This window comes from Hydrocarboniphaga sp. FW305-C-57 (genome assembly GCF_058783045.1).
The window spans coordinates 73,859-85,599 of sequence record NZ_JBYSYG010000009.1 but is presented as its reverse complement, the minus strand read 5'-3'; the positions used below and the strand labels follow the sequence as shown (position 1 = coordinate 85,599).

The 11,741-nt window shown below is 66.1% G+C and carries 10 protein-coding genes; 1 reads left to right on the top strand and 9 read right to left on the bottom strand.

Annotation, left to right across the window (positions count from 1 at the left end):
• Positions 1-7 precede the first annotated feature (7 nt).
• From AC3WUM_RS17765 to AC3WUM_RS17745, 5 genes are all read right to left on the bottom strand, one after another.
• Complete coding sequence (locus AC3WUM_RS17765; RefSeq protein WP_492411844.1) at positions 8-1,204, bottom strand: CpaE/TadZ family protein; 1,197 nt, start codon at positions 1,202-1,204, stop codon at positions 8-10.
• A gap of 32 nt (positions 1,205-1,236) precedes the next feature.
• Complete coding sequence (locus AC3WUM_RS17760; RefSeq protein WP_492411843.1) at positions 1,237-2,610, bottom strand: type II and III secretion system protein family protein; 1,374 nt, start codon at positions 2,608-2,610, stop codon at positions 1,237-1,239.
• Between the two features lie 124 nt (positions 2,611-2,734).
• Complete coding sequence (gene cpaB, locus AC3WUM_RS17755) at positions 2,735-3,703, bottom strand: Flp pilus assembly protein CpaB (protein WP_492411841.1); 969 nt, start codon at positions 3,701-3,703, stop codon at positions 2,735-2,737.
• Positions 3,704-3,772: 69 nt separating this feature from the next.
• The gene (locus AC3WUM_RS17750) at positions 3,773-4,306 is read right to left on the bottom strand and encodes a TadE/TadG family type IV pilus assembly protein (RefSeq protein WP_492411839.1); all 534 of its coding nucleotides are present in this window, start codon (positions 4,304-4,306) and stop codon (positions 3,773-3,775) included.
• A 79-nt stretch (positions 4,307-4,385) separates the two neighbouring features.
• The gene (locus AC3WUM_RS17745) at positions 4,386-4,568 is read right to left on the bottom strand and encodes a Flp family type IVb pilin (protein WP_341917204.1); all 183 of its coding nucleotides are present in this window, start codon (positions 4,566-4,568) and stop codon (positions 4,386-4,388) included.
• A 152-nt stretch (positions 4,569-4,720) separates the two neighbouring features.
• Here AC3WUM_RS17745 and AC3WUM_RS17740 point away from each other — a divergent pair, with 152 nt between their 5' ends.
• Complete coding sequence (locus AC3WUM_RS17740) at positions 4,721-5,560, top strand: symmetrical bis(5'-nucleosyl)-tetraphosphatase (RefSeq protein ID WP_492411837.1); 840 nt, start codon at positions 4,721-4,723, stop codon at positions 5,558-5,560.
• 136 nt (positions 5,561-5,696) lie between these two features.
• Here the strand turns inward: AC3WUM_RS17740 and AC3WUM_RS17735 are convergent, their stop codons facing one another.
• The 4 genes from AC3WUM_RS17735 to AC3WUM_RS17720 form a co-directional block, all read right to left on the bottom strand.
• Positions 5,697-8,309 carry an efflux RND transporter permease subunit gene (locus tag AC3WUM_RS17735; protein ID WP_492411835.1) on the bottom strand — a complete coding sequence of 871 codons (2,613 nt, stop codon included), beginning with the start codon at positions 8,307-8,309 and terminating at the stop codon, positions 5,697-5,699.
• Between the two features lie 15 nt (positions 8,310-8,324).
• Positions 8,325-9,341: a WD40/YVTN/BNR-like repeat-containing protein gene (locus AC3WUM_RS17730; protein ID WP_492411833.1), complete on the bottom strand. Its 1,017-nt coding sequence runs from the start codon at positions 9,339-9,341 to the stop codon at positions 8,325-8,327.
• A 175-nt stretch (positions 9,342-9,516) separates the two neighbouring features.
• Positions 9,517-10,251: a peptidoglycan editing factor PgeF gene (gene pgeF / locus AC3WUM_RS17725; protein ID WP_492412014.1), complete on the bottom strand. Its 735-nt coding sequence runs from the start codon at positions 10,249-10,251 to the stop codon at positions 9,517-9,519.
• 21 nt (positions 10,252-10,272) lie between these two features.
• On the bottom strand, positions 10,273-11,553 hold the full coding sequence (locus tag AC3WUM_RS17720; protein WP_492411831.1) for a DEAD/DEAH box helicase: 1,281 nt from the start codon (positions 11,551-11,553) through the stop codon (positions 10,273-10,275).
• Positions 11,554-11,741 lie beyond the last annotated feature (188 nt).

The following is an 11,741-nucleotide window of genomic DNA, read 5'->3' as shown; positions in this document are numbered from 1 at the left end:
TCGGCACTCAGCGGAACAGGCGACCGAGCAGGCCCTTGTTGGCGGGCTCGTCCGCGGGCGCGACCGGGGCGCCGGCGACCAGCGTCGCCGCGATCCGGCGCATCTCGGTCACGTAGCTGTCCTTGGGCGCGATCTTGAACAGCGACTCGCCCGCGTTCATCGCCTGGATGCGCGCCGACGCGTTCGCACTCAGCGTGGCCTGCAGCGGAACCGCGAGCAGTTCGGCGAGGCTTTCGGGCTCCAGGCCCAGCCGGCTGCGGTAGTTGTCGATCACCAGCCCGAGATTGTCGAGCGGCGCGTCCTCCGACCGCAGCGCGCGCAGCAGATACTTGTTGTGGCGCGATTTGAGGATCGACTGGTCGGTGACGAGCAGGCTGCGCTCGGATTGCGCGAGCAGCCCGCGCAGCAGGCCGAGCGGCGCGAAGCCGTCGACCGAAAGCACCACGCAGGCGAACAGGCCGCGCAGCACGCCGACCAGGCGCAGCGCGGCGTCGGTGTCGATCTGCGGACGGCCGATGAACTCTTCGGGCAGGCTCAGGATGTACAGGCCGCTGTCGTGCTTCGGAAACGCGGTTTCGACGAGCGTCGCATCGCAGCGATGCACGTCGTTGAGCGCGTCGAGAATGCCGTAGGTCGGCGACAGATTCAGGAACACCGACGAAGCGCCGGCCGGCGTCGCGAGATCGAGCAGCAGCACGCGCTCCTTGAGCCGCAGCCGCTCCTGGCAGGCGTAGGCCAAGTGCTCGGCGAGGAACGCGATGCCGTCGTAGGGATGCGCCGACAGCACCGTGGCGAGCACGCCCTGCTTGCCGCGGGCTGCCGGAGCCGGAGCGCTCGAGCGGCGCAGGATCTTGCCGATCAGCGCCGCGATGTTGGCCTCGTCGCGACGCAGCACGAAGAAATCGCGGGCCCCCGCGCGCATCGCCGCGAGCACGAGCGCCGGATTGTTGTCGACGCCGAGCCCGACGATGCTGATCTCGGGCATGCGCTCGGACACCGCTTCGACCATCGCCGCGCGGGCATCGGCGTTGTCCGGATGAAACTCGATGAACAGCATTTCGGGCCGGCCAGCGAATTCGAGCCGGCTCAGGAGGTCTTCGGGATCGGTTGAGCGCACCAGCGAGAAATCAGCGGCCGAAACGGCGGTCTGCAGCCAGTTGGCGTAGACCGGGTCATCGGCAACGACTAGAGCCTGTGTCTTCACTTCTCGTCCGTGAATATGAGCGGTGAGTCAGCTTAGCGACCGAAGCCGTAGTCCGCAGGCTTGAAATCGCCCTTCTCTTCGAATACGAGGCGCCCATAGTCCGGTGTCGTGCTGTCGTAGGCCTGACCGGGCAGCGCCGGCAGCTTGGCCGCGCGCGCGAGCGGGCGCACCAGGTGCGGGGTCACGATCATCACGAGTTCGCGATTGGTGCGGTCGGTCGAGGCGCTCTTGAAGAAGGCGCCGAGGATCGGCACGTCGCCGAGCCACGGCACCTTGTCGACGTTCTGCACGAGGTTGCTGCTGACCAGGCCCGAAATCACGAAGCTCTCGCCGTCACCGAGTTCGACCGTGGTGTCGGTGCGGCGCACCGAGAGCGCCGGAACCGCCACGCCGTTGAGCTGGATCGCCGCGGTGAAATCGAGATCGCTGACCTCGGGCGCCACCTTGAGCGCGATGCGGTCGCGCGAGAGCACGGTCGGCGTGAGGTTCACGCGCACGCCGAACTCCTTGTAGGTGATCGTGATCGCCCCGCTCGTGTTGCCGCCGCCCTGGGCGACCGGAATCGGGAACTCGCCGCCGGCCAGGAAGCTCGCGGTCTGGCCGCTCATCGCGGTCAGGCTCGGCTCGGCGAGCACGCGCGCCATGCCCTTGCCTTCGAGCACGCTCAGCACGCCGAGCAGGCCGTCGGCGGCGCTGCCGAAGACAAGGCTGAAGGCATCCTGCAGCGGGACGAAGCCGGAGCCGCTCCGCAGCACGATCTGATTGCGATCCGTCGTCGGATTGACCTCAATACCGGACAACCCGCCTGGGCCGGCGATGCCGCCCGTGGTGTTGCCGACATTCTTGAAGAAGTTGAAGCCGTAGCGCTGGGCCACCGTGCGGTTGACCTCGGCGATCTTGATCTGCGTGAGCACCTGCGTATCGAGATCGACCACGCTGCTGTCGGGCGCCTGATCCTTGCCGTTGGCGGCCGCGATCTGCGCCCGGCGATGGGCGACCAGGTTCGGCAGCTTGCCCTGCAGGCTATAGCCCTTCTCGACCACGGCCTCGCGCAGCTCAGGGTCGTTGGTCGCCGGCTGCACCGGATCCTTGATCGCGCCGACGCGGATGCGGTACTCGATCGGGTTCGGGCCGGTCCAGACCATCAGGCTGGTGATGCCGAGCTTCTTGCCGCTGACGAGCACTTCGCGCCCGTTGATCACGTTGACGTCGGCCACCGCCGGGTCACCGACGGCCACGCGCTTGATGACCGCGCTTTCACGCACCAGCGTGTGCGTGCCGGCCTCCACCTGCACCACGCGCTGCGGCGGAATGTCCGCAGCCTGCACTCCCTGCGCGCCGAGTACGAGCACCGAACCGAGCGCCGCTCCGCGTGCGAACCGAGTCCATCCGTAGCCAAGCTTCATTCGAGCATTCACCGTTGTCCCCACCTTGTCCGATTGCAACGGCCCGGGCGTCCTGGTCCGTTTCGCGCCCGCACTCGCGGGCGCCTGATGATGCATCCCCAATCAACTCGTCCCGATGCGTCCGCTAGGGACGAACCGATACCGTTTCGACCTTGTCCGCGCGATACACCGGCACCTGCACCGGGGCGCTGCCACGCTTGGACGGCGGCGGCTTGATGCGGGCGAGCTGCTCGAGCGACAGCGCCTTGTCGGGCACCTTGTTCGATTCGATCGTCGCGAGCGTCTTGTCGTTGGCCGGCAGGCCGCCGGCGACCACCGTCTCGGGCGCGGCCACGTCTTCGGTTCCGGGCGGGCGCTGGCCGTAGAGGGCCAGGCGCAGCTCGCCCTGGCTCGCGCCGAGCATCAGGCGCGTGGTCTCGAGCTCCGGCACCGCGAGCACCGCGGTGCGGGTACGGCGCGCGGCGCTCGAATTGTTGCGCGCGTTCGCCGAGCCGCTGCCTTTCTTCTCGTCTTCCTTGAGGCCCTCGGGGCGTTCGACCAGCGCGTCGTCGTAAGCCAGCACGCGCACGTTGCGCAGCAGCACGCGGGACTGCGGCTCCACGTCCTGGCCGTTGCGCAGATAGAGCAGCACGTCGACGGTATCGCCCGGGCGGATGAAGCCGCCGACCGCGACGACGTCGTTGACCTCGACCGAGATCGCCTGATGTCCCGGCGGAATCGCGCGGGCCAGGATGTTGCCCTGGCCGAAGTAGCGCTTGGTCAGCGGCGCACCGCCGTCGATGTCGATGATCGGCTGCTTGCCGATCACGTCGTTGACGTTGGCGTAATAATCCGTCGGCGCCACCGCGAACTCGACCAGGGTGACGTCTTCCTTGGTGATGGGCTGGTAGGCGGCGAGCGGCTTGAGCGCAGCCACCGCGAGCGTCTTCGGGATGGCCGGCTGTGCCGTCCCCGAAGCGCCCGGCGCCGTCTTGGCGACCGCTGGCTGATTGGTCTGCGCGTACTCGCGGCTCAGCCGGTAACCGGCGAAGGCCAGCGCGGCCGTCAGAATGACTGCAATGATCGCGACTACCTTGGCGGCAGAACTGCTCATCCCCATACCCCTGTTGAGATCGTCCAAACGACCTTGATCGCCAACCCCTGGCTTACTAAGAGCCGGCGCCTATGGCAGCACCGCGACGCCGACACCGGAAATGGTGGCGGGCAGCGGCGGAATGGTACCGACTCCAGGCAGAGTCAGGACCGGAAAAATGGAAGTGATCGGAAAATTGATGCGAACCACGAGGGCTTGGCCACCGGTATCCTGCAAGGGACAGCCGGGGGCTCCACCGCCACCTTGATTACAGAAATTGACCTCGACGCTCGAACCGTTGGCTCCGATCGACATTGCGCGCTGCTGTGCCGGCATCCAACCCAGGGCACCCGCAACGGTGTTCCGAACGTTGGTCGTGACGTTTCCGAAATAGCTGCTGGTGCCGCCGCCGCTGTCCGCCAGACTCGGATCGACCGAGACTGCGGACTCGGCGCCCTGCTGCGCCGCGTAGTTGATCGACTCGAACACGATATAGGTGTACGAGTAGACGACGATGGCGTAACTCAACGCCAGCAATAGCGGCAGCACCAGCGCGAACTCGACCGCCGAAGCCCCGCTCTGCCGGTGCAGGCGAGCCCCCCAAACTGCGTAATCCTTGTTCAAGCTACCCATCGGAATCCCCTACGCAGTTTGGAGGCTCCCGCTTTTCCGCGGGAGGACGGCTGCCCGGCCAGCACGCCGATTACGGCGTCGAAGCGCCCTGCACCTGCGTGTTGACGTTGCCGAACAGCGTGTCGAGGTTGCCACTCAACAGCCCCAGCGTCACGGCGATCGCGAGGACGATCAGGCCGGCGATCAGCGCATATTCGATGGCGGTGGCGCCTTCCTGCTTGGCGCGCGAGACAGCTTTCAGATAGTGCTTCATTTGGTCGACTCCAAGTATTCCCTGACCCCAGCGTCAGTGGAGCTACTATGCTGGCGGGTCCGTTCAGAATCAAAGCTCCCGGGCGCGTCATTCTGTACCGCTCGTCGGGCTCGATGTAATGCCTGTTATCTACCCTACCGGACAGACCGTTCATGTCGACTTTCGCCATCGGCGACCTGCAAGGCTGCAACGACGATTTCCGCAAGCTGCTGGCCCTGATCCGCTTCGATGAAACGCAGGACCGGCTGCTGCTCGTCGGCGACCTGGTCAACCGTGGCCCCGCTTCGCTCGATACCCTGCGCACGGTCCGTTCGCTCGGGACAGCCTGCATCTCCGTGCTCGGCAATCACGACCTGCATCTGCTCGCCGCGGCGCAGGATCGCAGCCGGCTCAAGCCCGGCGATACGCTCGACGAGATTCTCGATGCGCCCGACGCCGACGCCTTGCTCGACTGGCTCGCCGAACGCCCGCTGGCCTGGCGCGATCCGGCGAGCGGCGTCTTGCTGCTGCACGCGGGCGTGGCCCCGCAGTGGACAACCGAGCAGACGCTGACGCTTGCCGACGAAGCCGCTCAGGTGCTGCGCGAATCGCGCGGCAGGGCTTTCTTCGAGCAGATGTACGGCGACCAGCCCGATCGCTGGAGCGAGGATCTGCGCGGTACCGAGCGCACGCGCTTCGTGATCAACTGCCTCACGCGCCTGCGCTACTGCACGCCGGACGGCCAGCTGCGCCTGCGCGACAAGGGATCGCCGGGCTCGCAGTCCGATGGCGCCCTGCCCTGGTTCGAAGTGCCCGGCCGCCGGACCGCCGGAACGCCGATCGTCTTCGGGCACTGGTCGGCGCTCGGCCGCGTCGAATGGCCCGATCACCAGGTCTACGGCCTCGACACCGGCTGCGTCTGGGGCGGTCAGCTGACCGCGCTGAACCTCGATACGGGTGAACTCACGCGCCTGCCCTGCGCCGGACATCGGAGTCCGGGCGGCGGCGATTGAGCCGACCGGGTCCGAAGCCCCGTTTTTTGACCGGCGTGCGCGAGGCAGTCCCAACGGTCCGCTGCGCGGCCCGGCGCTGACGCGCGACACCAGGGTCCCCCGCTAAGTCAGGGGGCCCTCCACGCCGCTCGCAGCGCTAGTGCTTCGAGACCAGCTTCGGCTTTTCGCCCGGAGCCAGTTCGCGCTCCTTGAGCAGGAACGAGGCGATCGCCGGCAGCACCAGGATCGCGCCGAACATGTTCGCGGTGAACATGAAGACCAGCAGCAGGCCCATGTCGCGCTGGAACTGCAGGCCCGACCACAGCCAGGTCGCCACGCCGAGGCCCAGCGTGATGCCCGTGAAGATCACCGCCTTGCCGGTCATCTTGAGCGTCTTGTAGTAGGCCTCCTGCATCTTGTAGCCGCCGGCGACGGCGTCCTTGAGCGTGGCGTAGACGTAGATGCCGTAGTCCACGCCGATACCGACCGCGAGCGAGACGATCGGCAGGGTCGCCACCTTCATGCCGATGCCGGCGAGCGACATCACCGCATAGGCCATCCACGACACGAGCGACAACGGCAGCAGGATCGAAGCCAGGCTCTTCCACTCGAAGAACGACAGGTACACGCAGACGATGATCGCGATGTAGACGTAGAGCAGCGTGAGCTTTTCGAGGCGATGCACTTCCTCGTTGGTCGCGGCCATCACGCCGACGTTGCCGGTGGCGAGCGCGAAGTTGACCGGGCATGCCTTGTCCATGCCTTCGAGCTTGGCCTGGGCCTCGCCGACCTTGCCGTTGGCCTTCACGACCGCATCGTTCTTCGCAAGGTCTTCGTCGGAAATGCCCGGATTGCGCGCCTTGATGCGCTCGGTGGTCTTCTGCAGATCCGTGCGCGCGATGCCGACATCGCGGCGCGCTTCGAGCTTGGCGTCGCAATACTTGTGGTCGACGTCCTTGTGCGTGTCGAAGAAGTCGGTCGCGTTTTCCTTGTTGAAGGCCTTCACTTCGTCGACGACACGGTTGACCGTGGTCGCCTTGTGATCGCGCATGAACGTGAACACCGCCATCGCCGAACAGTTCGGGCTCAGCAGGCCCGTCGAGGTCGGGATCGGCGTGATCGCCTGCGCCATCACGTATTGATTGCGCGGCAGCACCAGATATTTGGGATTGGCTTCGGAGAACGCCGAATTCACGAGCTTGGCGGCCTGCGGCAGCGACAGCGTCGACTGCACGCCGGGCAGATTGTCGAGGCGCCAGGCGAAGCGGTCGATCTGGTCCATCACGTCGAACTTCACACAGGCTTCCGGATCGGTCTCGGCGATGATCTTGAGGATGTCGACGCCGATCGCGAAGTTCTCGTTGACCGCGCGGAAATCCTGGTTGAAGCGCGAATCCGGCAGCAGCTCGGGCACGCCGGTCTGGCTGTCGCCGATCTGCAGGCCCTTGCCCTCCCAGAGCGCCCAGCCGAACAGCACGGCCGAGATCAGAATCGCGGTCACCGCGGGCACCGGCTTGACCATGTTCGACAGCAGATGCCACAGGCCGTCGAAGATCGAATCGCGCTTCTCCTGCTTGGCCGCGAAGGCCTTCGGATCGCCGACGCTGACCCAGGTCAGCCAGATCGGCATCATCACCTTGTTGGTGATGATGATCGCGGCCATGCCGAAACAGGCGTTGATCGCCATCTCGCGGATGATGTCGATCGGGATCAGGTAGATCGTCGCGAAGCCGGCGACGTCGGTCAGGATCGCGAAGGTGCCGTAGATCGCCAGACGGCGCCAGGTGAACAGCGAGGCGTCGAAAGCGTTGCGGCCGTTTTCGGCGATCTCGCCGACCCAGGCGTTGACGTATTGCACGCCGTGCGACACCGAGACCGCGAGGATCAGGAACGGCACCAGGATCGCGAACGGATCGAGTCCGTAGCCGAACAGGCGCAGCAGGCCGAACTCCCAGATCACCGCGGTGATCGAACACACCAGCGGCAGCAGCGCGAGCTTGAAGCTGCCCAGATAAAGCCACAGCAGGACGAAGGTCATCACCAGCGTGACGACGAAGAAGATCACGACTTCCTCGGTGGCCTCGATGACGTCGCCGACCACCTTGGCGAAGCCGACGACATGCACCTTGATGTCGTCGTCCTCGTACTTCTGGCGAATTTCCTCTAGCTTCTGCGCCATCTGGCCGTAATCGAGTTTTTCGCCCGTGACCGGATCGACTTCGAGCAGTTCGGCGAAGATCATCGCCCCGCGCTGATCGTTGGAGACGTAGCGGCCGATATGCCCGCCCTTGGTGACGTTGCCGCGGATCAGGTCGAACATCTCCTGCGTCGGCTGGTATTCGGCCGGAATGACGTTGCCGCCCTTGAAGCCGCCTTCGACGACCTCGATGAAGCGCACGTCGGGCGTGAAGATCGACGACACACGCGAGCGGTCGACGCCCTTGAGGAAGAACACGTCGTCGGTGACGCCCTTGAGGCGCGTCAGGAACTTCTCGTTGTAGATGTCGCCGTCCTTCTGGATCAGCGCGATCAGCACCGTGTTCGCGCCGCCGAAGTCGGTCTGGTACTGCTTGAGCACCTGCATGTACGGGTGTTCGAGCGGAATCGACTTGTCGAAGCCCGCATCGGTGCGGATCAGCGTCATCTGCCAGAAGAACAGGGCCGTCATCACGAGCAGGATGCCCATCGACAGCGCGCGCTTGGCGTAGATCAGCGGCTCGATCGCGCGAAGAACCTTGTCGCTCACGCTCAGTTTGGAGTTGTCGCTCATGTCGGTTCTGGTTCTTTAGTTGAGCTGGGCGGCGATCAGATGCGGGCCGCGCTCGCCCGAGACGAGCACGCCGTTCTTGAACTGAAGGCCACTGGTCAGCGAGAACGACAGGCCGGTGGCGATCGCTTTGGCCGTCTTCGCCGCCGGGTCGATCAGGTAGGCCGCGCCCGAAGAGCCGACCAGCAAGGCGCGGCCATCGGCGAGCAGGCTGCCGCCGAAGAACGAGGCGATGGTGTTGGTTTCGAGCTTCTGCCAGTTGCCGGCGTTGACGTCGTCCGACACGTAGACGTTGCCGCGCAGGCCGAACACGATCGCGCCTTTCTCCTTATAAGGAAGCGCGCCGAAGAAAGTGCCTTCGTACGGCGAGGTCAATCGCTTGAAGCTCGAGCGATCGGGCGTCGAGACGCCGAGCATGCCGGTTTCGCCCGCGACGAGCAGGCTGCCGTCGCCGAGCTTGGCGATGCTGTGGAAGTAGAGTTCCTCTTCGCGAACGGCCGGCGCTTCGACCTCCGCCCAGTTGTCACCGCCATCGGTGGTGCCGTAGAACAGGCCGAAAGCACCGACCGCGTAGCCGTTCTGCGCATCGACGAACAGCACGTCGAGAAATGCCTGCTCCTTCTCGGGCTCGAAGTTCTGCAGGCGCCAGGTCTTGCCACCGTCGCTCGTGTGCAGAATGGTGGCGTCGTGCCCGACCGCCCAGCCGTTCTGCTCGTCGATGAAGGTCAGCGCGGTGAGCGTCGCACGTACCGGCACCGCGACCTGCGCCCAGTCGACGCCATTGTTCGAAACCAGGATGTGCCCGCGCTCGCCGACGGCGACCAGGTGTTTGCCGGTGTTGACCATGTCGAGCGCCGCCCGCAGCGGAGCGCGGACGAGCAGTTCGGAAGGCCGCGGCTTGACCGGAGCGGCGGGCGCCGAACTTTCCTCGCCGGAGGAGGCGCCGCCGGAATCGTCCTGCGCCTGCACGAACAAAGTGTGCAGACCCAGCGACAACGCGGCCGACACGGCCAACGCCTTGAGCTTCGGACTCATCAACATCCCCTCTCAAGCACAGCTCCTCGACGGAGCCTAATTAGGATTCTGACGGCCCGAAGCGAAGGTCGAGCCGGCGGTGAGCGGCGAGCATAAGACTATTCGGGCACAGGGCCGATTGCCACAGAGACGCGACAATGCGTTTCCACGATCACCGGTGCCCGGCACCGCTCGCTCAGTCCTGCAACCAGATCAGGCTCGCCATGCGCCCGCAGCGGGCGTCGCGGCGAAACGAGAAGAAGTGCTCGGCTTCCGAGTGCGTGCAGCGATCGCCGCCGCTCACGCGCCCGACGCCGGCGCGACGCAGGATCGCGCGGGCCAGCGCATAGAGATCGGCCATGTAGTGACCCGCGCGGGCCGAGGGCTCGAAAGCCGATTCGAGCGCCGCATCCTGATCGAGAAAACGCGCGCGCACTTCGGGGCCGACTTCGAAAGCGCTCGGTCCGATCGCGGGACCGAGCCAGGCCATGAGCTTGCGCGGCTCGGCCGGCAGTTGCGCGACGGTGGACTGCAGCACGCCGTCGGCCAGGCCGCGCCAGCCCGCATGCGCGGCCGCCACGCATCGGCCGTCCTCATCGCAAAACAGCACGGGCAGGCAATCGGCCGTCATCACCACGCAAACCGAACCGGTCCGATCAGTCCACGAGGCATCGGCCTTGCAGCCCGGCGAAGCTTGGTCCGCCGGCAAGGCCAGCGTGCCGTGCACCTGCTCGAGCCAGGCCGGCTCGCCCGGCAGGTTCAGGGCCTTTCGCAACAGAGCCCGGTTCGCCGCAACGGCCGCCGCATCGTCGCCGACGTGCTGCGCGAGGTTCAGGCCTGCATAGGGTCCGGCGCTAACGCCGCCGATGCGCAGCGTGCTGGCCGCGCGTACGCGCGGCGGCGCGTTCCAGTTCGGCCGAAGAAGCTGCAAGGCGCTCACCGCCGCGATCGATCAGCGACGGCGACGACCACCGCCGCCACCGCCACCCGAGCGACGCGGGCCACCACCGCCGGGCCGGCGCCCGCCGCCATACGACGACGAGCTGCGCTTCACGCGCACGAAATCCTGCGGCATCCACTCTTCGGGCGGCTGCTCGACCGGAATGCGGTTGCCGATGTACTTCTCGATTTCGGGCAGCGAATAGACGTAAGTCTCGCAGCAGAGCGAGATCGCATCGCCGCTCTGGCCGGCGCGCGCGGTGCGGCCGATGCGGTGCACGTAGTCTTCGGCGTCCTGCGGCAGGTCGTAATTGATGACGTGCGTGACGGCCGGAATGTGCAGGCCGCGCGCGGCGACGTCGGTGGCGACGAGGATCGGCAGCTTGCCTTCCTTGAACTCCTCGAGCAGCCGCAGGCGCTTGTTCTGCGGCACGTCGCCCGACAGCGTGCTGGCCTCGAAGCCGTTGGCCTTGAGCGTATTCTCGACCTCTTCGGCGCCACGCTTGGTGTTGACGAACACCAGGCTGCGCACCGGCGCGTGATGGCGCAGCAGGCCAACGAGCAGCGGCAGCTTGTCGTCGTTGGCCACGTGCATGAGCACCTGGCGCACGCGCTCGGCGGTGACCTGCTCGGGCTCGACCTCGACTTTGGTCGGCGTGTTCATGTGCTCGTAGGCGAGCTCGAGCACGCGGTGCGACAGCGTCGCCGAGAACAGGTAGTTCTTGCGCTGCGCCGGCGCCGGCATGCGCCGGAACAGGTAGCGGATGTCGGCGATGAAGCCGAGATCGAACATGCGGTCGGCCTCGTCGAGCACCACCACTTCGATGTACTTGAGCGTGTAGACGTCCTGCTTGTAGTAATCGATCAGCCGGCCGGGCGTGCCGATCAAAATGTCCACGCCATCGGCGATCGCCTGCCGCTGCGATTCGTAGCCGGTGCCACCGTAGCAGACCGCGAGCTTGAGTCCGGTGTCGGCGCCCAGGCCCATCGCATCGGTGTGGATCTGCACCGCGAGCTCGCGCGTCGGCGCGAGGATGAAGGCGCGCGGCTGTCCCTCGGGACCGACGCGCGGCTGCGTCAGCAGGCGCTGCATCGTCGCGAGCAGGAAGGCGGCCGACTTGCCGGTGCCGGTCTGCGCCTGGCCTGCGATGTCGGCACCGGCCAAGGCCAGCGGCAGCGTCTGCGCCTGGATCGGCGTGCAATAGTCGAAGCCGAGCTTGGCGAGGCTCGACAGCAACAGCGGATGAAGTTCCAACGAGGCGAAACTGGTGTCGGACAGATGATTGGGCTGCATTATGGGCTGGCGCTTTTTCGTAGTCGGCGACCGTTGCGGCGAAGCGCAGCATCGTGCCGGTTGGGCGCCCTCGTCTTAGACTTGCAAGGCCGCCGGGAATGGGATCAAATAACGCATCCCCGCACTGTGTTCACCGGCCATCAAGGCCTGGGCTTGCACAGTTCCGGTCGCGTTGCTTCCCCTGTCTT